The 23,254-nt window shown below is 38.0% G+C and carries 21 protein-coding genes; 17 read left to right on the top strand and 4 right to left on the bottom strand.

Annotation, left to right across the window (positions count from 1 at the left end):
* Positions 1–107 precede the first annotated feature (107 nt).
* The gene (locus H7254_RS13685; protein WP_301933501.1) at positions 108–2,552 is read right to left on the bottom strand and encodes a transglycosylase domain-containing protein; all 2,445 of its coding nucleotides are present in this window, start codon (positions 2,550–2,552) and stop codon (positions 108–110) included.
* A gap of 80 nt (positions 2,553–2,632) precedes the next feature.
* Positions 2,633–5,677, bottom strand: coding sequence for a hypothetical protein (locus H7254_RS13680; RefSeq protein ID WP_301933500.1), 3,045 nt, complete (start codon positions 5,675–5,677; stop codon positions 2,633–2,635).
* 101 nt (positions 5,678–5,778) lie between these two features.
* Here H7254_RS13680 and H7254_RS13675 point away from each other — a divergent pair, with 101 nt between their 5' ends.
* The 4 genes from H7254_RS13675 to H7254_RS13660 all read left to right on the top strand — a co-directional run bounded on the left by H7254_RS13675 (position 5,779) and on the right by H7254_RS13660 (position 7,851).
* Positions 5,779–6,177 carry a hypothetical protein gene (locus H7254_RS13675; protein WP_301933499.1) on the top strand — a complete coding sequence of 133 codons (399 nt, stop codon included), beginning with the start codon at positions 5,779–5,781 and terminating at the stop codon, positions 6,175–6,177.
* A gap of 209 nt (positions 6,178–6,386) precedes the next feature.
* The gene (locus tag H7254_RS13670; RefSeq protein ID WP_301923353.1) at positions 6,387–6,809 is read left to right on the top strand and encodes a polymer-forming cytoskeletal protein; all 423 of its coding nucleotides are present in this window, start codon (positions 6,387–6,389) and stop codon (positions 6,807–6,809) included.
* A 27-nt stretch (positions 6,810–6,836) separates the two neighbouring features.
* Positions 6,837–7,232, top strand: a complete 396-nt coding sequence (locus H7254_RS13665; protein WP_301923354.1) for a hypothetical protein — start codon at positions 6,837–6,839, stop codon at positions 7,230–7,232.
* Positions 7,225–7,851 carry a SprT-like domain-containing protein gene (locus H7254_RS13660; RefSeq protein ID WP_301933498.1) on the top strand — a complete coding sequence of 209 codons (627 nt, stop codon included), beginning with the start codon at positions 7,225–7,227 and terminating at the stop codon, positions 7,849–7,851. Before H7254_RS13665 ends, H7254_RS13660 begins: the two co-directional genes overlap by 8 nt.
* Positions 7,852–7,930: 79 nt before the next feature.
* Here H7254_RS13660 and H7254_RS13655 read toward each other — a convergent pair whose 3' ends face one another.
* Positions 7,931–8,272: a hypothetical protein gene (locus H7254_RS13655; protein ID WP_301933497.1), complete on the bottom strand. Its 342-nt coding sequence runs from the start codon at positions 8,270–8,272 to the stop codon at positions 7,931–7,933.
* A gap of 78 nt (positions 8,273–8,350) precedes the next feature.
* On the opposite strand from H7254_RS13655, the gene H7254_RS13650 reads away from it, so the two are divergent.
* The 12 genes from H7254_RS13650 to H7254_RS13595 all read left to right on the top strand — a co-directional run bounded on the left by H7254_RS13650 (position 8,351) and on the right by H7254_RS13595 (position 21,105).
* Positions 8,351–8,902: an RNA polymerase sigma factor gene (locus H7254_RS13650; protein ID WP_301933496.1), complete on the top strand. Its 552-nt coding sequence runs from the start codon at positions 8,351–8,353 to the stop codon at positions 8,900–8,902.
* Positions 8,899–9,705, top strand: coding sequence for an anti-sigma factor (locus H7254_RS13645; protein WP_301933495.1), 807 nt, complete (start codon positions 8,899–8,901; stop codon positions 9,703–9,705). The genes H7254_RS13650 and H7254_RS13645 overlap by 4 nt, the downstream gene beginning before the upstream one ends.
* Before the next feature lie 86 nt (positions 9,706–9,791).
* Positions 9,792–10,103 (top strand): hypothetical protein, encoded by a 312-nt coding sequence (locus H7254_RS13640; RefSeq protein WP_301933494.1) that lies wholly within the window; start codon positions 9,792–9,794, stop codon positions 10,101–10,103.
* Between the two features lie 8 nt (positions 10,104–10,111).
* Entirely contained in the window at positions 10,112–10,282 is a 171-nt protein-coding gene (locus H7254_RS13635; RefSeq protein WP_301933493.1) for a hypothetical protein, read from the top strand.
* A 192-nt stretch (positions 10,283–10,474) separates the two neighbouring features.
* Positions 10,475–10,807, top strand: a complete 333-nt coding sequence (locus H7254_RS13630; RefSeq protein ID WP_301933492.1) for a hypothetical protein — start codon at positions 10,475–10,477, stop codon at positions 10,805–10,807.
* Between the two features lie 101 nt (positions 10,808–10,908).
* Positions 10,909–11,103 (top strand): hypothetical protein, encoded by a 195-nt coding sequence (locus tag H7254_RS13625; protein WP_301933491.1) that lies wholly within the window; start codon positions 10,909–10,911, stop codon positions 11,101–11,103.
* A gap of 349 nt (positions 11,104–11,452) precedes the next feature.
* Positions 11,453–11,812: a hypothetical protein gene (locus H7254_RS13620; RefSeq protein WP_301923363.1), complete on the top strand. Its 360-nt coding sequence runs from the start codon at positions 11,453–11,455 to the stop codon at positions 11,810–11,812.
* Between the two features lie 52 nt (positions 11,813–11,864).
* Positions 11,865–13,106, top strand: coding sequence for a DEAD/DEAH box helicase (locus H7254_RS13615; RefSeq protein ID WP_301933490.1), 1,242 nt, complete (start codon positions 11,865–11,867; stop codon positions 13,104–13,106).
* 177 nt (positions 13,107–13,283) lie between these two features.
* On the top strand, positions 13,284–15,434 hold the full coding sequence (recG, locus tag H7254_RS13610) for an ATP-dependent DNA helicase RecG (protein WP_301933489.1): 2,151 nt from the start codon (positions 13,284–13,286) through the stop codon (positions 15,432–15,434).
* A gap of 102 nt (positions 15,435–15,536) precedes the next feature.
* Complete coding sequence (locus H7254_RS13605; protein WP_301933488.1) at positions 15,537–19,190, top strand: PKD domain-containing protein; 3,654 nt, start codon at positions 15,537–15,539, stop codon at positions 19,188–19,190.
* Between the two features lie 25 nt (positions 19,191–19,215).
* The gene (locus tag H7254_RS13600; RefSeq protein ID WP_301933487.1) at positions 19,216–20,247 is read left to right on the top strand and encodes a PorP/SprF family type IX secretion system membrane protein; all 1,032 of its coding nucleotides are present in this window, start codon (positions 19,216–19,218) and stop codon (positions 20,245–20,247) included.
* 243 nt (positions 20,248–20,490) lie between these two features.
* The gene (locus H7254_RS13595) at positions 20,491–21,105 is read left to right on the top strand and encodes a hypothetical protein (protein WP_301933486.1); all 615 of its coding nucleotides are present in this window, start codon (positions 20,491–20,493) and stop codon (positions 21,103–21,105) included.
* On the opposite strand, the gene H7254_RS13590 is transcribed toward H7254_RS13595, so the two are convergent.
* Positions 21,099–21,638, bottom strand: coding sequence for a TIGR00730 family Rossman fold protein (locus H7254_RS13590; RefSeq protein WP_301933485.1), 540 nt, complete (start codon positions 21,636–21,638; stop codon positions 21,099–21,101). The genes H7254_RS13595 and H7254_RS13590 overlap by 7 nt on opposite strands.
* Before the next feature lie 81 nt (positions 21,639–21,719).
* Here H7254_RS13590 and H7254_RS13585 point away from each other — a divergent pair, with 81 nt between their 5' ends.
* Entirely contained in the window at positions 21,720–23,162 is a 1,443-nt protein-coding gene (locus H7254_RS13585) for a sodium:solute symporter (RefSeq protein ID WP_301933484.1), read from the top strand.
* Positions 23,163–23,254: the final 92 nt, after the last annotated feature.

The following is a 23,254-nucleotide window of genomic DNA, read 5'->3' as shown; positions in this document are numbered from 1 at the left end:
TATTTGTATCATCCGTATAATTGGCGCAGGAGGATTTTTCAAGCGGTAATAAAAGTCAAAAGCTACAAAAAACTAAACTCATTCATTTTGTCCCTGAACCTTAATTTTTAGTAATCATTTTTTTTAACTGGTTTTAACTTATCAGGTACTACAACCTTTTTATTTTTATCATCCGCTGCTTTTATAGGCACCGGCATCACTGCTTTGGCGTCTTTTTGCGGCTCTGTAAATTTAGGAGTTGATAAAGGTAAATCAGGTTTGCTTTTTGCCTTTGGGCTGGTATCTATTTTGCTATCTCCAAACTGGCTTTCAACAGGAATTTGGTTGCCTTTATTTTCTGTGGAAGGTTCAACAATAAAATCGCCTGCGCCACCATTACCTAAATCTTCCGGATTATTGCTGCTGTCGCCACTGTTAACAATATCTTTAAAATTCTGATCGGCATAAATAGGATCCTTTGACATTTGGGCCGGTTCAGCAAACTCTTTTATTTTACCAAATCCTAAACTTTTGTCGCCGTACACTTTCTTCATAAAATATCCCCATTTAGGCAATGCCATTTCATTACCACCACTTGTGCCAGAATATATCCTGATAAAAGGATCATCGCAGCCAACCCAGGTGCCAGCGAGCAATTCGGGTGTATAGCCAATAAACCAGCCATCTGTATTAAAATTAGTTGTACCCGTTTTCCCCGCTTTCTGAACAGGAATATTATAATTGTTTAAAGAACGTCCTGTACCAATTTCTACAACGCCTTCCATTAGTTTTACCATCGTAAAGGCGTCTTGTTCGCTCATTACCTGCTTGCTGTTTACCTGGGTAAAGTCTTCCAGTAAATTCCCGTTCTTATCTACAATGCGACTGATGAACACTGGCTCCGTATTAAATCCTTTATTAGGAAACATTGTATAAGCCTGCAGCATTTGTAACAGCGGTATTTCTGCTGCGCCCAGCGAAAGGGAAATATAGGGCGGCAGCGGCGCACTAATACCCACACTCTTTGCAAATTCAATTACCCGGTTAACACCCAACATATTTGTGAGCCGTACTGAGGCAGTATTTTTGGAAAAGGCCAGGCAATTAGCGAGCGTGCCGCCACCTCCATAAAATGTTTTCATTTCTTTACCATATTGCACTGCACCTCCTTCAATAATGGTGGAAGGCGTGTAGCCCGCATCCTGTACCGCCAACGCATATATAAGCGGTTTGATTGTAGAACCCACCTGCCTGCTGGCTGTAACGTGATCATATTTAAACCATTTAAAATCATTGCCACCAACCCAGCATTTAACTTCACCGGTTTTGGGATCCATTGCTACAAAAGAGGTCTGCAGCAATTGATGGTGATAAATAATAGAATCCCTTGGTGACAGTACCGTATCCAGTTCTTTTTTTGCATTCCACGCAAATACTTTCATTTTTACTTTTGCCAAAAACGACTTTTTTATATCTGCATCCTTCATTTCCTCTTCTTTCAGATTCTTCCAGCGTTCGCTGGTTCTCATTGCTGATTGTATTACATTTTCATGTTCTTTCCATGTTTTATCACTGGCGGTTTTTAAATAGGCATTTAGTTTTTTTTGGATGATGGGCATTTGCTGTACTACCGATTCTTCTGCATATTGCTGCATTTTAGCATTAATGGTTGTATAAACCCTTAACCCATCCCTGTATAAATCATAGTTTTCGCCTGTTTTTGGATTTTTATGTTTTTTGCACCAGTCCTTCATTTTGTCGGCCACTGCAAAACGGAAATAAGGAGCGATGCCCACATTATCATCTGCTTTTTTAAAATTGGTAATCAGGGGTTTTGCTTTGTATTTGTTTGCCTGTTCATCCGTAAGATAATGTTGTTTACAATCCACCATTCTTTCTATAACGGTATTGCGTCTGTTAAGCGAGGCACTTGGGTGTCGGATAGGATCGTAAATAAAACCTTTTAACATACCTACCAACACAGCCGCTTCTTCAATATTTAAATCAATAGGGTCTTTTTGAAAATAGGCTCTGGCTGCGTTTCGAATTCCATAAAGGTTACCCCAGGATGCCCGGTTGAGGTAAAGTGTAATAATTTCTTCCTTGGTAAAATTACGTTCCAGCTTTACAGCAATTACCCATTCTTTTATTTTTTGTGTTCCTCTTTTAAATACATTCCCCTTTCCCTGGCCCAGCATATTTTTTGCCAGCTGCTGCGTAATAGGGCTCCCGCCGCCATCGGTACCAAGTTTTATAACCGCCCGGGCAACAGCCCTTGCATCAATACCGGAGTGATCATAAAAATTCTGATCTTCGGTGGCTACCAACGCATGAATAATGTTGGGTGAAATTTCGTTGTATTTTACCTCGCTGCGGTTTTCTGCATAATATTTACCCATCAGTTTACCATCAGATGAATACACTTCACTGGCCAAATCGGCTTCAGGATTTTCGAGTTCTTTTAAAGAAGGCATCTTACCCAATAATCCAAAGTTGGCTGCGGTAAATATTAAAATCAGCAGCAGCAGGCCACCAAAAAAAACACGCCATAACATTTTTACTGGTTTTTTCATTATAGTATTTTCAGATTTTTAGAGTGTAATTCATTGCAAAGATTACTCTGTCTTTTTCTTGTTTAAAGACCTGCAAGCTATTAAAATTTACCGGGAAATTGTTTGTTTAAAAGGTCTTTATACTCTTTTAAATGTTTATTGTTTTGCAGCAATTCAAGGTTAATATCAGAAATTATCAGGAACGAATATTTGGCAGCAGGTAACCAGGATACTTCATCCGGTGCAGCCTTTTTAACCTTGTATAAAAACTGCATCGCTGCTTCCGCATTGGCAAAAGAAGTGAAAACTACTAAAGAAACATCTTTATCAACAGCCGTTTTTGTAACGGTGATAGCCTGATTCCTGAAATTTTCTGCCACAAACCTGGTAAAAGCATTTTTCGCTTCGTTGATATATGTGCCATCTACTTTGTCTAATACTATCACTACATTTTGCGGTGTTGTCATATTAAAAGTAAATGGTCCGTTGGTTATAACAGCCGCTACTTTTTTAGCGGAATCTTTTGTTACAGGCTGTTTACCTGGCAGTACGGTCTTGCTGCTGTCAAAAAGTTTCGGCGATACAATCAGGTTTAAATCATTTCTTACCAGCTTATTTTTGGGTGTGGCTATTACATCCTCTTCTTTTGCCCTCGTAATTTTAAGTGCTGTTAAATAACTTTCGATAGATTTTCTTCTTTTTAAAACGTCTATCATCCGCTCTGCTTTTGATTTAAGCGGTGCTTTTGGATAAAGGGTTATTAAATGGTTCAGTGTTTCAATAGCCAGGCTATCTTCCTGTTTTTTTACATGATATACCGCTTCGATATACAGTAGTTGCGGGCTCCAGTAATTATTACCATACAGGCTGTCAGCCATTTTTTTTCCGGCAAGTGCTTCGTCAAATTTACCTTCTATAAATAAATTGTAAATGGCTTCATACTGTTTGGTTCCTGCCTCATTTTTTTTACTTATCGCGGTTGAAGGCGGGTTTGTTAATAATTTATTGGAAGGGCTTGCAGCAAATTTGGTATTCAAAATACTTTTATAATACGCTGCTTTTTCTGCGTTGCCCAATTTAGTGTAGCAATAATACAGGCCAAGATAAATATCCCCCTCATACAATGAATCGGGAAAACGTTGTAAAGACTGATTATAACCAGTGATGGCCTGCTGATAATCTTCAAGACTGCTCTGGTATAATTTTGCCAGATCAAATAAATTAATTGATAAAAGGGTATTGCTCTCTGCTAATTTTTCTGGTGTCAAAGGAAGGTTAGCCATTAATCCTTCAAAGCTTTGGTCTTCCGGTTGTTTAATTTTTTCTTCAGCCGTATTTTCTACATCTTTCTTGTCTTTTAAAATCAGTGCCTCAACAGCAATTTTTGCTGAAACTGCATCCATGTCTGCACCACCCAAGTCTGGCGGAGTAACTATACTTTCATTTTTTGGAATTGTTGCGGCTGCACTTTTTCTTCTCCAGTTATCCGTATTGGTTCTGCTACCCCATTTTCTTTTAAATTCACTCAGCCCTTTTGATTTCATAGCAGCGTTGTCAAAATACCAATCTCCTTTACTGCTGGCAGAGAAAAGGTCCGTCGGTTGATTTTTATTATTATCAAAACTAAGGGGCATTGATCCGTTATCGCTTTCCTCTTCTTTTGATCCATTTAATTTACGATATTGTTTGGCTAATTTTTTTATAAAAAAAGTTCTGTCTGCCAATGACATGGCTGCTATTTTTTGTAAACTATCTTCTCTTTCAATAATGATAATTTTTTCTACAATTTTTGACAAGGCACTTTTTCGTTCCTCTATCTGCGGTAAGCGATCAGTTAATAAAGTATCGCTTACCTGCAGGCTGTCATACATCGCATAGGCCATCTTGTACTGCTTTCGGTTGTAGCCTATATCTGCCAATTGTAAAAAAGCTTTGTTTTTATAAGATATATTGGCTTCGTTGTAATGCAGACTTTTATTGTAATAAAATATCGCTGCATTGCTGTCTGGCCGCTGCATTGATAAATCCCCGGCAGAATAATAAATGATATCGCGGTAAGGTTCAAACTTATCTTTTTTGGTCATGTGTACCAGGTTGTCAATACTTTTTTTCAGTTCCACAGAGTCCGTGCCTTTCATCATTTTTGCATTGTTCAACTGGGCATAAATATCCATCAGCGGGTCGGTAGTATGTTTTGATGCCTGGTTGTAAAAAAAAGAAGCTTTATCAAACTTATGCGTGGCTTCATACAATTGTGCCAGCAGGTATTCTGATCTTGCCTGGTCTTGTTTTGTGGGCGCATTACTTAATGCAGCTTCCAGGTGTGTAGCCGCACTGTCGTAGATATTTTGTTTGTAAAACCAGTAAGCGTTTACTTCTGCCAGGTCGTTTACCAGGCGTTTTGGTAAATTATCATCGTGTTGTAAAGTATTGATCAGGGAGGCGGCCTCTCCCAGTTCATTTTGTTCAATCAACGTAAGTATCATCCATATCAGCGCATCATTTCTACTGGGTGGCTGTGCCGTAAGTTTCTGAAGAATGTTTTGTTTTTCTTTGTTGGCAATGCTAAGGTTGCCGCTACTTGATGCCGACCTGGTACCTACAACGTGGTTATCATCTTCATCTTTTTTACGCGGAAAAAGATTGTAGTTAATGAATTGAAAAGTAGCCGCCGCAGAATCAAAATCTTTGCGAAAAAAATAAGCCTGCCCCATTAATAAATACATATTGTCCACCCAGTCATTACGAAGGTCATGCAGTAAAATACCCGCGGTGGCTTTATAAATTACCGAGTCCAGTTCTGTTTTTTGGGTAGCGGTATTTTCCAGGCTATATGGATAATACCGGAGTAGTTTGGTATAGTCGTCTTTTTGTGCTGCTTTTGCCCTTTCAATAACAGTATTTATTTTATTATGGGCATTATAATAGTAGTTAAAATGGGTATAATTATTTTGAAAAATATGCCGCAATTTCGTGAATTTTTTGTCAGCCATTTTTTCGGAACCTAATTTTCGTTCTTCAAATTTTTTCGATCTTTTAGAAGAATCCAGCAAATTAATTGTCCAGGCAGGTTGTGCAAAAACAACATGTACACAGGTGAATAAAACTGATGATAACAATAGCCTGAATAAGATCCTTTTTTGCATGAATAATTGTTTAAAATAATGCGGATAAATATCGGTTATTTTTACCAATTACTATCGGATAATGCCTTTCGTTTCTTATTTTTAACATCCAATACAGAAATATGGCCCTCTTAGAAGGAAACAATACATTAAAACGTTTACGCAACAGGTATCTGCTGGTAGTAATGAATGAGGATACTTATGAAGAAGTGGTAAAGTTTCGTTTAAGCAGGCTTAGCGTGTATATTATCCTGAGTAGTGTATTTGTGTTTTTCACTATTTTAACAGTTGCCCTTATTGTTTTTACGCCCATAAAATATTATTTGCCTGGAGTAGGGTACGGCGATGCAAGGCAGGTAAGAGAATACAGACAACTTAAAATAAGGGCTGATTCGATGGAAAATGCCATGAAATTTAAACAGCAATATTTAGATGATCTAAAAAAAGTGCTGGAAGGAAAAATACCTTCACTGGATACCAGCAAATTAGACTTGCCAAAAGAAGATAATACAAATGAATAGCAAAAATTTATTGCGGTGTGCATACCACCAAATCTATTTGATCGTTGTTTTAATGCTGTTCGTCTAAAGCGTGCGGTAAATAGAGAAATAGAAGGTATAATAGAAATAGAGATATAAATCAATATTGCTTGACTGTTATTATTGAAAGATAAGTTTTTTGTAAAATAAATTTTGACTAACCAATTCCAAACCTAAAAAAATCAGCTATCATGTTCAATTCAAAATCTAAATCTTCGGGTTGCGAAATATCCGGAGGCAGTACAACTATTATTGGTGCCGGAACCATTATTAAAGGAAATATCGAAAGTAGCGGCGACATAAGGATTGATGGAACCTTAGTTGGCAACCTTAGCTCTAAATCAAAGATTTTAGTTGGAGCCGACGGAACAATTGATGGTTCCATTAAGGGAAAAAATGCCGATGTACTAGGCAAAGTAACCGGACAAATAGATGTTAAAGAAGTACTGCAATTACGCGGTAAATGTGTAGTGGATGGTGATATTTGCACAGGGAAGCTTGAAGTAGAACCAACTGCAACCTTTAACGGACGTTGCCAAATGGGAGCCAGTGTTATAGAACTTAGCAATATTGTTGGGTTAAATGTTGAGCTGGCTACAGCAGTTAACCAGTAAATAAAATTTATCACCAATGGTAATTTAATGAAGACACAAAAAAAATTTTTATTACCATTGGTTTTGGTATTTATTATTTGCAATGGATTTTTTATTTTGGGTGAAACACTATTGGTAAAATGGGGAATCGTTACTGATGTGTTGAAGATTGCCAATATTTTATTCCTATTACTTACACTCATTACGTTTTTTATTCAGCAAAAGGCATTGCAAAATGCTAACCCCCATGTATTTGTGCGCAGTGTAATGGCTGGCATGATGATAAAAATGTTTGCCTGCATGATTGCTATTTTTGTTTATTGGCTTTTAATGAAGGAAAAGTTTAGCAAGGCTACCGTTATTGTGTCCATGGTTATGTACCTTATTTACCTGGTGGCAGAAGTTATCCTGGTTACCAAATTGAACCGTCAAAAAAATGCCTAAGCAGGAAGCACCGTTACACCAGTTAAAAAATTATTTACCCGATGGTAGTTTTGACGAGGTATGTCACTACCTGATGTATTATAAAGTTCAGCTAACGATCACCCGTGAACGAAAATCGGTGCTGGGCGATTATCGCAATTCATACCAAAACAAAAATCACCGCATTAGTGTAAATGGCAATCTGAACCCTTACTCCTTTTTAATTACGCTTTTACACGAGCTGGCACACTTATTTACTTTTGAGCGATACGGGCACCGGGTATTAGCCCATGGCCAGGAATGGAAGAACGAATTCAGCAAAGTACTGGCGCAGTTTTTAGCGAAGCATATTTTTCCTGCAGATATTCAGCGTACTTTACTTAAAACCTTGCAAAACCCCGCTGCCAGTAGTTGTGCCGATACCGCATTGCTGAGGGTATTGCATCAATATGACAAGAAAAAGGACGGTATAACTTTAATTGAAACCCTGCCTGAAGGCGCACAATTTACTATAAAAGGTGGCCGCATTTTCATAAAAGAAGAAAGAATTCGCAAGCGTTTTAAATGCAAAGAGCTGGCCACAGGCAAAATATACCTGTTTAGCCCTGTGTACGAAGTGCAGGCCATTGATCTAAAATAGTAACCTGCATATGATAAAATTTTAAAAATTAATTCCCTGGATATCTTAGCATCGGCAATCCTGTGTTGATGAAGACGGCTCATTTCTTTTGCCCAAAACGTAGTACGTTACCATTGTTGTCTAAAATAATAAACTCTTTAAAACCACGGGGTTTGTTTACCAGTTGTCCTCTTGGGAAAATTAAATTTTTTGCAGAAAAATCTGCGTATAGATCTTCAATATTATCCACAAAAATATAGCAGCCGCCAGGTGTAAATTGTTTAGCTGGATCGGCCATAGATAAATGTATTTCGGCTTCCATACATTTTAGTATTGCATAATCGCCAAAATTTAAGCCTTTGAAACCTAGTTTGCATTTATAAAAATCAATGGCATCGGTAATATTGGTAACAGGTAAAACAGAAACAGCCTTTAATAACATTATTTAATTATTGAATTATACAAAAGGTATTTAAAATAGCTTTATTTTTAACAACTTAAACTAAGAACAATACATTTTTTGGAAGCTGTTAATAAATATAGTGAGGAAGAGCTGGTTGCTTTATTGCAGCGCCAGGATAAGCAGGCATTCTCCTACTTATACGATAACTATGCGAGTGCGTTAAACAACATTATCGTTAGAATGGTAGAAGATATCATGCTTTCAGAAGATATATTGCAGGAAGCGTTTGTAAAAATCTGGAATAATTTTAATCAATATGATCAGTCAAAAGGACGTTTGTTTACCTGGATGCTGAATTTAACCAGAAATCTTGCCATTGATACATTGCGCAGCAAGGGATATAAAAAGCAAAGCAAAATCTCCGGCGATGAAAATTCCGTAAATAATTTACCGGATACAAGCAATCCTCATCTTAAATTTGACTCCTTAGGTATACGAAAACAATTATTTAATTTAAAACCCGAACAACGCATTATCATAGATATGGCATACTTTAACGGATTTACCCAGGATGAAATTGCAAAAGAACTGGGTATACCATTGGGCACCGTTAAAACAAGAATGCGTACAGCAATTTTAGAATTAAGAAAAATGTTACATAACAATTGAAATCACAGGATATCATATTATCAGGAATTTTAGAGCTATACGCTGCCGGCCTTGCCTCTGAGGAGGAACAGAAGGATGTGCAGGCTTACATTGCTCAATACCCTGAAGTAGCTGAAGAGTTAGCCCTGATAGACGCTGATATGGAATCGTATGCGCAGGCACTTGCAATGGAACCTTCTGCAAGTGTTAAAGAAAAAATATTTGCCCGCATTAACAATGAAAAGGAGGAAGTTAAAACCGTTGCGCCTGTTAAATCAATCAATAGTGTCCCCGCCCCAATAATAGGTATTGCTCCTTACTGGAAATATGCAGCAGCAGCTTCTGTTGTATTGTTGCTGGGAAGCATTGCATTAAATATGGTGCTGTACAACAAAAGTAACGACATCACCAAAAATCTGCAGCAAACACAACAGGATTTGGCAGCTTTAAAAGATGAGAATAAAACGATGGAAGGAGATATGGCGGTGGTTCAAAATAAATACAGCAAACCCGTTTCTTTAAAAGGGCTTGAAGCATCACCCAATGCCGCCGCAAAAATATTCTGGATGGAAAATACGGGTGAAGTATATCTTGATCCAGTCAATTTACCCGAAGCTCCCGCAGGAAAGCAGTACCAGTTGTGGGGAATTGTAGATGGTAAACCGGTTAGCGGAGGTATGATTTTAACTTCAAAAAAAGGAGAGAAATACCGCATTCAGAAAATGAAAACTTTTGGCAAGGTGGATGCCTTTGCGATAACACTTGAGAGCGAATCAGGCAATACATCGCCGAAAGGTCCTATGTTTGTGTTGGGTAAAATGTAATTTGTTTCTGTTTAATTTTTATAGCCAGTCTTTCCGACTGCAATTTTTTGCCCGTAAGTTTTCGCTTATTTGTTTACTATTTTGTGTTGCCACGCTGGCTAACGCTTTGGCTTTGTGCATCTGCAAACTCTCCTGCTATTGGGCGTTTAAATTCGCCAGCTAATAAATTTTCAGGGATCTTGGGCAAGGGCCTTAATAAGCCTGCTAAAAGAATTATTAAAGAATTGATTTACGGTATTCAGGCCGCCAAAGATATTAAGATATGCAAGGTTGCCGATAGCTTGCAGGAAGATCTTGTACTGATAAAAACAACGGAACGCCTCTGCCGTAATTTATCCGACGAAGATTTAGCGATTATATCAACACCCAGATTATTCGCCTTGGCGATGATAAAATAACCGGTGAAATGGTGACGGCCATTGACCTTGGTAATACAATGAAACCCTATGCTAAAGTGATGGAAAACCTTTGCGGCATTTATGATGGAAGCACAGGCAATGGTGCAACAGGTTACCATTTATGCCAAGTAACAGTAGCAAATTTAGAATACAATAAAGTAGTGCCGCTATATTGTTAAGCCTTTTAAGACAAATAAGAAGCCTATATCACAGCCATCCAAAAAATAATATAAGCCATCAATAAGGTAATCGCAAAAACCGCTACAGCTGGCACCTGGTCAATTAACAGCGGTGGCGACTGCAATGAAATTATTGAACATTTTACGGGCAATAAATTAAAATTTGTAACCTGCTTAAAACTCAACCGCTGGTTGGTAACACATAATAAAAATGGTGGCGTAGTGCCTGTTCAGGCTGATAAATTAGAAAAGCGCACAACTATCAACTACAAGGTACAAATCACTAAAATAGAAGATGGCAAAGAATCCCATATCGACCTCACTTTTGGTATTACCAAAATAGCCCTGTATGATAAGCCGGATAAATGGATGAATGCAGTTCTCATCAAAGGATTTGGGCAGCATCCTTTGATACTGCTCACCAATAAAAAACCCGATAGCAAAGCGCCAAAAGATGTTCACAAAATAGTAGAAATTTATCTTACCAGATGGAAATACGACCAATGTTTCAGGTACATCGAATAATCCTGCAACTTAGAAGATAGAAGGGTGAGAAGATATAACGGCATCGCAACCTTCCCGCCACTGTACATGCCATTGCTTATTTTACAAGCACATATATGGGTATGAATTTCAAACTAAAACTGATGGTAAAAAAGGTATTTATCCTGTCCAGGCGTTTCTCCGGCATCTCCACTTTTTTTAATCATGCTATGGAAGATGGTATTTTTGAATTGCTCAAAAAAGCAAATAAAGGTATAAGCAACGACAAGGATGACAACCCGGCAGATTGTATAATATTGCGTTTGTTCCCTGATTAAATTTTTTGGGTAAACTTCAGTAAGATCAATTGAAAAGTAATTAAAGCAAATGGTTTTGAAGAAAAAGATATCTTTAAAAAAATCTGGTTAAGGGTTAAAAAGTGCACAGATGGGCTCTCCGGTAAATAGGGAATATTGCGTTAAAAGATAATTTTACCACCTGTTTACAATAAAAGGAACTGTTGAGTTACCAGCATATAATTACACATTATAAAAGAGAAGCATGTAAGGGGCATTAAAAATCAAAGCATCAATATCCGTCTTTAAAGCCTATCTTTATAAGCCATATTTTATTTTCGTTCAATATCTGTGATTTGTTTGAAAGTAACACCATTTAAAATCTTTTATTATGTATACATATATTTGGAACAAATACCTGCCGGTTATCAGAATTTTATTAAAAAAATCTTCTGCCGGCGATCAGTTGCTAAGCCTTAACAGAGAAGATTTTGAAAGAGCTGGGACAGGAAGAAAGGCAGGTTATAAATTTGTAATTGCTTTTACAGATGGTAAAGTAAGTAATGTAATTAGTGGGTCAGAACTTGCCAGTCATTTGGCCAGCGCTATGTTGGAAGATGAACCCACTAAAGCAGTTTTACGTACCGGCCAGTTTGAAGTGATATTGAATACAAAATTTCAGTTGACTATAAAAAATACCACGCCACAACCGGTAGAAACAGAAACTACTGTTGCGATAGAAGCAGAATAAACATACCATTAATAACAACACACACTCTTTTAATTTAATTACCCTCCGCATTTTGAAGTTTACAGATTTTGGTTTTGACGAAAGATTAATAGAAGGTATTGAAGCCTCGGGATACAATGAAGCAACGCCTGTTCAGGAACAGGTAATTCCACTGGTTTTAGCAGGCAAAGATGTAATTGCATCGGCCCAAACGGGGACCGGTAAAACAGCCGCTTTTTTATTGCCCCTTATCAATAATATTATTTCCAGTCCGGTTAACCACCATAGCATTACAGCGCTTGTAATAGTACCCACCAGGGAACTGGCTATACAAATAGCACAACACATGGAAGGCTTAAGCTATTTTACTTCCGTAAGTTCTATTGCTGTTTATGGCGGTGGTGATGGCAACGCTTTTATCCAGGAAAAAAAGGCGTTGAGTGTGGGTGCCGATGTTGTGATTTGTACGCCCGGTAAAATGCTGGCACACATCAATATGGGCTATGTAAAATTTCAGGGATTAAAATATTTAATTTTAGATGAAGCCGACCGCATGCTGGACATGGGCTTTTATGATGACATCATGCGCATTATCGGAGCCTTACCTGCCAAGCGTCAAAACCTTTTGTTTTCGGCTACCATGCCGCATAAAATACGGGAAATGGCCCGGCGTATTTTACACCAGCCTGCTGAAATAAATATTTCTATCAGCAAACCCAATGAAAAAATTTTGCAACTGGCGTACGTTGTATACGACACCCAAAAAATACCATTGGTTAAATATCTGTTGATGCAAAAGACTTTTTCTTCTGTACTTATTTTTTGCAGCAGTAAAAACAGTGTAAAAGAATTAAACAGGGAATTAAAAAAAACAAAACTGGCTGTGGATGAAATACATAGTGATCTGGAGCAGGATAAAAGAGAAGAAGTACTGATGCATTTTAAAAGCGGGCGGCTACAGATTTTAGTGGCAACAGATATATTAAGCCGTGGTATTGATATTGATAATATTGGCCTTGTTTTAAACTACGATGTACCACATGATGGCGAAGATTATGTGCACCGCATCGGACGTACGGCAAGGGCTGCAGCAGAAGGTACGGCCATCACATTTATCAGTGTAAAAGAACAACGCAAGTTTGCAGCTATAGAAAAATTATTAGGTAAACCGGTACCAAAGGAAATAGTTCCCGAACAATTTGGAGAAGCTCCTGTTTACTCACCATCTGCATTTATCCCCAGGGAAACCGGTACTAAACATGGTAAAAAACCAATGCATTTTAGCAGAAATGCACCTGCCAGAAGACCTTCTTAAACTACATTACAGACAAGGCGTAATCGTTTTTATTTTATAGTACGCATTATAAACTGGTTACAGTTGCAATATGCCCACCGCTAAATTTATTTTTAAAAAATCATGTTTAATTATTCCTGAAGTCATCATCTGTAATCCTTGGGTGATAAGGCAGATTTTGCTTCCAAAGAAATATATTTGTATAAACAATTTATTATTTCATCTTCTCCCAATATATTATCCAGTCCGGTTGAGTACCTTAAAGGTGTTGGAACGTTAAGAGGCGAACTGCTGAAAAAAGAATCAGCCATTTTTACTTTTAAAGATCTGCTGGAATATTATCCTTTTCGCCATGTAGATAAAACCAAAATAGATAAAATAGCTTCTCTCAATCCTGGTTCCGACTATGCACAGGTGGCGGGAAAGCTGACGCATGTGGAACTGATAGGGGAGAAGCGAAGCAAACGTTTGGTAGCCTGCCTGCAGGATGATACCGGCCAAATGGAACTGGTTTGGTTTCAGGGCATCAGTTGGGCAGAAAAATTACTAACCGTTGGCCACTATTATCTGGTGTTTGGAAAGGTAAGTTTTTTTATGAACCAGGTGCAGATCAATCATCCTGAAATTGAATTGTACGCTGCTGAAAAAGCGGAGGGTAAAAAATTTCTGGAGCCTGTTTATTATTCTACAGAAAAATTAAAAGCACGCGGTTTAACTGGCAGGGCATTTGCAAAACTAACCTATGCATTATTACAGCAATTATCTGTCAAAGACCTTCCGGAAAACATTCCCGAAACCCTTCTTTCAAAATATCGTTTTATTTCCCGTTGGGACGCATTTTGTTCTATCCATTTTCCAGCGTCCGAAGAAATGTATACCCATGCAGTAAGGCGCTTAAAGTTTGAAGAATTATTTTTTGCCCAGATGCGGCTGGGCCTGTTACGCAGTACACGGCACCGTTTTAGCAAAGGCTGGACGTTTAACAAGGTGGGCGATTTATTCAATACTTTTTACAATACTTACCTTCCTTTTAAATTAACCAATGCTCAAAAAAAGGTATTAAAAGAAATACGAAAAGATATTGGCAGCGGCAAACAAATGAACCGGTTGTTACAGGGGGATGTGGGCAGTGGAAAAACTATTGTGGCTTTATTAAGTATGTTGATTGCGGCAGACAATATTCACCCAACCAATTGCGATGCTTTTCAATCTGTGTTAATGGCACCAACCGAAATTCTGGCGCAGCAACATTTTAATACCATCTCTGCCATGGTAAAAGATATGCCCATTTGTGTAAAACTATTAACCGGATCATCTGCTGCTAAACAACGCCGGGAAATTTTAAAAGCTTGTGAAGATGGCACGCTAAATATATTGGTTGGAACGCATGCGGTAATAGAAGATAAAGTTAAATTTAGAAACCTGGGTTTTGCAGTAATAGATGAGCAGCACAAGTTTGGAGTGGCGCAAAGGGCAAAATTGTGGAACAAAAATAGTTTGCCACCTCATGTGCTGGTAATGACAGCAACGCCCATACCCCGCACGCTGGCATTAACGGCTTATGGTGACCTGGATTACAGCGTGATTGATGAATTGCCTCCCGGCAGACAACCAATTGCCACCGTACATCGTTTTGAAAGCAAACGCCCAATGGTAATGGATTTTATCAGGGATGAAATTAAAAAAGGCAGACAGGCGTACATTGTTTATCCATTAATAGAAGAATCTGCCAAAATGGATTATGAAAACCTGATGAAAGGTTTCGAAGAAGTAAAATCATTTTTTCCGGAACCGAAATTCTGGATTAGTATGGTACATGGCAGGCAACCTGCTGCACAAAAAGATACCAATATGCAACGGTTTGTAAAGGGCGATACGCAGATTATGGTAAGTACTACGGTAATTGAAGTAGGGGTTAATGTACCCAATGCTTCCATCATGGTAGTAGAAAGCGCAGAAAAATTCGGGTTATCGCAATTGCACCAGTTAAGAGGTAGGGTAGGACGGGGAAGCGAAAAAAGCTTTTGTATATTATTAACAGGCAATAAGGTATCAAAAGATGCACGGGAAAGATTAAAGATTTTATGTGCTACCAATGATGGATTTAAAGTTGCAGAAAAAGATTTGGAAATTCGTGGGCCCGGAGATATTGAGGGAACAAAACAAAGTGGCTTATTAAACTTTAAGCTGGCAAACATAGTCAATGACAGAGTAATGCTGGAAGCAGCAAAAAATGCAGCGACAGAAATAATAAATACTGATCCTGATTTAATAATGGCAGAAAATTTGCCAGTAAAAAGTTACTTGCAAATTCAAAAAGGTAAAACAGTTTGGAGTAAAATATCGTAATTAATAGTTAACAAATCATAAACGCAACAATCGGGTAGATTGTGTGGTTATATTAGAGTACTTTGTATAAAATTCTTTCTATTGAAATGTATTAATAAAATAATGCTTTATCTGTTTCTTACGTCTTCAATAATATTTATAGGCGGTACATGTTTTGCCCAGTTACAATTTATTGAAAACAAAGGTCAGTGGGACAGCAGGGCTGAATTTAAAAGTGAGATATCTACCGGCGCATTTTTTTTACAAAAAAATGGCTTTAGTGTTGTACTGCATAATTCAGATGATCTGAAAAAACTTGCCGATCAAATGCATGGGCGTCTTGGTACAGACAGCAACACGGTTGAATCAAGAACTATCAATAGTAAATCTTCTCTGCCAAAAAATAATAATCTCGTAATTCACTCACATGCTTATAGAGTGAATTTTTTAGGGGCATCGAATACTACAGAATCCCGGCCAGATAAGCCCTTATCTACTTACAATAACTATTTTATAGGCAACGATAAAAGCAAATGGAAAGGTGGTTGCAAAATTTATCAGGGGGTTACCTACACCAATATGTATCCTAATATTGATGTAAGATATTATACAGATGCCGGCACTTTAAAATATGATTTAATTGTTCATCCCGGAGGTAATGTAAACGACATTGCATTGAAGTATGAGGGAGTTGATAATTTGGAAGTAAGAAATAAGGAACTGGTTATTGGTACTTCAGTTGGTGACGTAAAAGAATTATACCCCTATTCGTACCAGGTATCCACGGCGGGTAGAACAAACGTGGATTGTAAATATGTGGTAAAAGATAACGTGGTAAGATTTAAAATTAAAAATTACTCTCCCGATGCAACGCTTATTATTGATCCAACATTAATTTTTAGTTCCTTTACAGGAAGCACCACCGATAACTGGGGATATACAGCAACCCCGGGCCCGGATGGAAGTTTGTTTGCAGGCGGTATCTCTTTTGGTTCAGGATATCCAACGTCAACAGGCGCTTTTAATCAAACTTTTAACGGTGGCTCACAAGAAGACGCCAACGGCCCTTATGATATTGCTATTATTAAATTTTCACCCGATGGGCTTAACCGGATGTATGCCACCTATTTGGGTGGGGCAACGGGCAACGAACAGCCACACAGTATGATTAGTGACGGACAGGGAAATTTGATTGTTGCAGGCAGAACAACATCTTCCGATTATCCTACAACAACGCCTTTTATAGGGATACCCGGGGGATACGATATTGTAGTTACGAAATTTAATTCAACCGGCACGGCTTTAATTGGATCAATTAAAGTGGGAGGGAGCGGAGATGATGGCGTTAATATTAAACCCAAATACTCTCCTCTGGTAGGGGCACCCAATGGCCAAACAGATGGCGCTTTCGAAACAAGAAGAAATTATGGGGATGATGCACGGAGTGAAGTGATACTGGATGGCGGCGGCAATATTTACCTGGCATCCTGCACTCAATCAGCAGATTTTCCGGTAACCAGCGGAGTGTTTCAAAGTAAATATGGTGGAGGAAGGCAGGATGGAGTTGTGATGAAATTTACCCCCAATCTTACGGGTATTATTTTCAGTACTTTTTTTGGAGGAGAGGGCAGCGATGCCTGTTTTGTATTGTCAATCAATCCGGCAAATGGAAATTTATATGTGGCCGGTGGAACCACAAGTACAGTGCTTCCCGGTATCATTCCCGGATCGCCAACAGAACCGGGGCTTGGCATTACAAACCAGGGAGGCGCTACAGATGGATTTGTAACAGAAATTACAACCGCTGGATCTGCTATTATAAAAACTATTTTCGCGGGCACCAGTGGTAATGACCTTGTTTATGGAATTCAGTTTGACAAATTTGGATTTCCTTATATTATGGGTGCTACTACCGGTAACTGGCCCGTTAAAAATGCTGCATATAGTAATGCTGGTGCGAAGCAGTTTATTGCCAAGTTGCAACCAGATTTATCATCTTTTGTGTATTCCACCATATTCGGTACCAACTCAAGCATTCCAAATATTTCACCAGTTGCTTTTTTGGTAGACAGGTGTCAGAATGTGTATGTATCTGGTTGGGGGGGCAAATTCAATAATGACCGGCAATATCCATGTGCAGGAACGCGGGGAATGCCGGTTACTTCCAATGCGCTCAAATCTGTCAGCGACGGGGGCGATTTCTACTTTTTTGTTCTGGAAAAAGATGCTAAAAGCCAATTATTCGGCAGCTTTTTCGGACAAACAGGTGGTTTTGATGACCATGTAGACGGAGGAACCAGCCGCTTTGATGCCAACGGAATTATTTACCAGGCCATTTGCGCCAATTGCGGAGGGCCGCGTACTGCAGGATTTTTTCCCACTACCCCAGGTGTTTGGGCACCTGTAAACGGATCTTCCAATTGCAACGAAGCCGCAGTTAAAATAGAAATGAATTTTGGCGGAATTGGCGCAAGTGTAAAAGCAACCATCAACGGCGTGGTTGATACTGTTGGTTGCGTGCCACTTACCATTCAGTTTACTGACACGCTCGCAAAAGGAAAAATGTACATCTGGGATTATGGCGATGTCAACAGCCCAAAAAAAGACACCACTTTTACACCCAAAAACTCGACAACTCATATATATACCAAAGTGGGCATTTACAGGTTGATGCTGGTTTCTATTGATTCAGCCACCTGTAATATATCCGATACGGCGTATATCAATGTTAAGGTTGGTAATAATGAAGTACACCCGGATTTTATTGCAAATAAAATTCCACCTTGTACTAATCTTTCCTACATTTTTACAAATACCACTACAGCCAGAATACCTTTATTTAAACCCACGAGTTTTTTATGGGATTTTGGAGATGGCACACCACTGGTAAGATCCGGTTTTGGAAATCAACAACATACTTATGCATCAGTTGGTACCTATAATGTGCGGCTGGTGGTGGATGATACGGTTTTTTGCAATGCGCCCGACTCTGTTGTTAATCAGGTGCGTTTAGCCGTTACGGTTAAGGCACAGTTTGCAACACCCGAAAAAGGTTGCAAGCCTTACAATGCTTTATTTAATAACACTTCTCTGGGGGGTACCGATTTTAAATGGACTTTTGGCGATGGCAGCACTTCGACAGATGTTAATCCGGTTCATTTTTATGCAAATGCCGGTACATACTCTGTTAAGTTGGTTGCCAATGATACTTCTACCTGTAATAAAATAGATTCTTTCAGTTTTACTATTACTGTGTACGAAATTCCTGCTGCAAACTTCAGTGCATCCCCCAATCCATCGCCGGAAAATACACCGGTAAAGTTTACAAATCTTTCTGTGGGTGCCACCAGTTATATATGGACATTTAGTGAAGGACAAACATCTACTGAAACCAATCCGCTGTATCAGTTTTTAGCTACCGGAACCTATAAGGTATGCTTGCAGGCGATCAATGCAGCCGGTTGTATTGATACTTTTTGTTTAGATGTGTCTGCAAAAGTTATCCCACTGATTGATGTACCCAATGCATTTACGCCGGGTAAATTTGGAAAAAATGCTGTTATAAATGTAAAAGGTTTTGGAATTGGAAAAATGAACTGGAAAATTTATAACCGTCGGGGGCAGCTGATATTTATAAGTACAAGTATCAACCAGGGATGGGATGGTACTTACAGAGGAGCGCTTCAACCATTGGAAGTATATACTTATACACTGGATGTTGAATTTACAGATGGCACAAAATATCGAAAAGCAGGAGACATTACTTTGTTAAGATAAACAATCATTTGCTGAATAAGCCTAAATGGAAAACGGAAAAAAAATATTTTTTATAATAGCGGTTAGCCTGCAAATTGCCACATTTGTTCAGGCACAGGACCTACATTTTTCCCAGTTTTTTAATGCGCCGCTAACAATCAATCCGGCTAATACAGGTTTTATTCCGGATGCAGATTACAGGCTGGGCGCCAGTTACCGTAACCAGTATTCTTCCATTTTGGCAGCTCCTTATAAAACAGTAAGTATATTCGGAGACGCACAAGTTTTGCGTAATCAGATAGAGAATGGCTGGCTGGGTTTGGGCGGTTTTATCTTAAGTGATGTAGCAGGTAGCGGCGGTCTGCGTTCAACCAAAGTTTACGGTTCTATAGCGTACCATCAGATGCTTGCAAGCAGCAGTTTGCTTACCGCAGGCTTTAATCTTGGTTGGGCAAACAAAAGAATTGATCAAAGCAAATTAAAGTTTCCTGACCAGTTTGATGGAAAATTTTTTGATTCAAATACACCTACAGATGTGGTATTAGTAAACAATAATGTAAGCTATTTTGATATACAGGTTGGTTTAAATTATGCTTATTTCCCTAATGAAAATGTGTATATCAACGGAGGCTATTCGATACATCATGTAAACCGCCCGCAGGAAACATTTTTTAGTGATAATGCAGATAGCTCAAAATTATCTATGCGCCATATTGGGTTTATCAATGCACTTTTAAAAGTAAACGACCGGGTTATTCTTAACCCCAATGCCTATTACACTACGCAGGCAAAATCAAGCGAAATAGTGATTGGATTAAATGCCAATTATAATCTTTCCGGAGCTGGTGGAGCTACCCAATTATTGGCGGGTTTGTATTATCGGGGTGGCGATGCCATTATACCTATGGTTGGATTCGAAGTTAAATTTGTTCGCTTTACATTTAGCTATGATGCTACTACCTCTTCTTTAAGAAATTATAATAATCTGCAGGGGGCTTCCGAATTCAATATAATAAGGAAGGGCTACTATGGCGATTCTAACGGCGATAGCCGTCAGGTTATTTGTCCAAAATTTTAAAAGCATTTTTTATTTCCTTTTTATTTTGCAGTAATACTTCTAAACTTATTTAAAATCTACCTTAAAAGATATTCGGAGGTGCGTCGTTTAAAGCGTGCAATAAAAATTAACAATATTTATTGTACTCACTTAAAATTGATTAAAGCATAACTCAATCTTTTAAACGATTTTTACAAGAATATATTTATAGAACACCAAATTTTACTGGATTATGAAATAATCCGTAAGCTCAAAAAACAACAAATGAAAAAGATATTTTTATTGGTTACTGTTATTGTTTTTTCAACATCAGTTTTTGCTCAAAAAACTGGAGAGGATGAAGAGAAACCTTCCGGATTTCAAAAAGATAAATTATTTACAGGCGGCGATCTTACACTGGCATTTTATACCGGAGGAACAACTTTGGGAGTAAGCCCCTACCTGGGTTACAATGTTACAAAATGGCTGGATGCTGCTGTGAGTTTAAATTTTGTTTATCAGGGACAAAAAGATTACAGCGGAATTAAGTATCGGCAAACCAATATAGGTCCTGGTGCGTTTGTGAGAGTTTTTCCTATTAATTTTTTGTACCTGGAGGCACAGTATGAACATAATTTTATAAGCCGGAAAGTGATAGAGCCAGGCGTTGGTACAATTTCAAAAAGTAAAACAGATGTAAACAGTGTATTGCTGGGAGCGGGTTACAGTAGTGGACGTTCAGAAGGAAATAATTCCTATTTCTACCTGTCTGTAATGTTTGATGTGGCACAACAACCCAATTCACCTTATATAGATTCTTATCACCGGATGATACCTGTAGTCAGGGCTGGTTACAATATTGGTTTGTTCCAGGGAAGGCAAAGAAGAGAACGTTATTGATCCGCAATAAAAATCTCCTCTGGTGTATTTACCACAGTAAAACTATTTGCAGGTTCATGGTATAGAAAATTTTCCTGCTGCATATTGTTGATGTGTATTATTAAGCCGTCATAGAAACCGTCACTGTTTAAAATATAAATGGGTTTATCGTGAATGCTGAGCTGGTTCCAGGTAAGCATTTCAAATAATTCATCCAGTGTGCCATAACCGCCGGGTAATACAATAGCAGCATCACACTTTTCGTACAACATGCGTTTGCGAACATGCATCGTTTCAACAACAATCAATTCTGTAATACCTTGATGATGGTGTTCCCATTGGGTTAAAACCTGTGGAATAATGCCAATTACTTTGCCACCTTTTTCCAGCACCGCATTGGCTACAGAAGCCATTAAACCTTTATTGCCGCCACCATAAATAAGCGTAATATTTTTTTCGGCCAACAAGTAACCAAGTTGGGTTGCATGCGTTGCAAATAAAATATTATTGCCTGTTTTACTGCCACAAAAAACAGCTATTGATTTGTACTGCATATAATTTTATACATTATTTATAAGCAAAGACACAAAGTTTTTCTCTATTTTCAATCTTAATTTTAGGTAAATAAATAATAAATGTCTCCAACTATCTTATTTCCTGTAGTGCTTTTGTATTTTATAGTATTACTTTTTGTGGCGTGGCGCACCTCCAGAAATTCTACCAATGAAACATTTTTTATAGGAAACAAAAATAGCAACTGGATGCTGGTTGCATTTGGTATGATTGGTACCTCGCTTAGCGGTGTTACGTTTGTGAGTGTGCCTGGTGCAGTTGCAAAAGAATCGTTTGCCTATTTTCAAATTACGCTGGGTTACCTTATTGGCTATATAATAATTGCATTTGTATTACTGCCCATTTATTACAGGCTTAATCTTACTTCGATTTATAATTACCTCAGCGGCAGATTAGGATTTATATCCTATAAAACCGGGGCTTCGTTTTTTATTTTATCAAGAACTTTAGGTGCCACAGCAAGACTTTATCTTGTTGTAAATATTTTACAGGAAGCTATTTTAAAAAGTTTTGGTGTGCCTTTTTGGGTTACCACACTGGTTATTTTAATTATGATACTGGTATACACATACGAAGGTGGTGTAAAGACCATTGTGTGGACAGATACCTTACAAACAACCTGCATGCTGGCAGGGCTGATAATTTGTGTGATCTATATTTTAAATAACTTAAATATTGGCTTTGGTGAAAGTTTGCAGGCGATGAATGAAAAGGGATATAGCCGGATTTTTTTTACTGACCCGGATACCAAGCTTTTTTTTGTGAAGCAAATTGTGGCTGGTGCATTTATAACTATTACAATGACCGGTATGGACCAGGAGATGATGCAAAAAAATATTTCTGTGAAGACGCTAAAAGATTCGCAAAAAAATATGATCACTTTATCCGTGATACTGCTGGTGGTTATTCTGTTATTTCTTTTTCTCGGCGGATTACTGTATCTGTTTGCAGCGCAAAATAATGTTACTGCTATTGGCGATAAAATATTTCCTGTTGTTGCCTTACAACACATGCCACCCTTTATTTCAATCATTTTTATTATTGCGTTGATATCGGCATTATTTCCCAGTGCAGATGGTGCCATTACAGCATTAACCTCTTCTTTCTGTATCGATATAATTGGCATACAAAGAAGAATCGATTTAACGGATATAAAAAAGAAAAAATTAAGGCAACGGGTACACCTTGTATTTGCAGGTATTTTTTTATTATTTGTAATGTTATATAAGTGGATCAATGAGCCAAGTATGATTGGTGTTATATTAAAAGTGGCAGCATACACTTATGGGCCACTACTTGGTCTTTTTACTTTTGGTATTTTATTAAAAAGAAGTGTTAAGGATAAATTTGTACCGGTTGTATGTATTGCGGCACCGCTAGCTTGTTTTTTTATTGATAAATACCAGCAGGCACTTTTCGGTAATTATCAAATTGGGTTAGAGTTATTGGTTATTAACGGTCTGCTTACCTTTATGGGCTTGTTAATCATATCTAAAAAACAGTAATTCAACCAATATAAATTTTATTTTTGCGTCTTTCAACAGTATTCTTTAACCGGTAAATTAAGGATGGTTGTTGTTATAAACTAAATCGATTA

Source organism: Ferruginibacter sp., from assembly GCF_014377975.1.
In the GTDB taxonomy this organism is placed as follows: domain Bacteria; phylum Bacteroidota; class Bacteroidia; order Chitinophagales; family Chitinophagaceae; genus Ferruginibacter.
The sequence above is the reverse complement of the archived record's forward strand: the minus strand, read 5'-3'. Positions and strand labels throughout refer to the sequence as shown.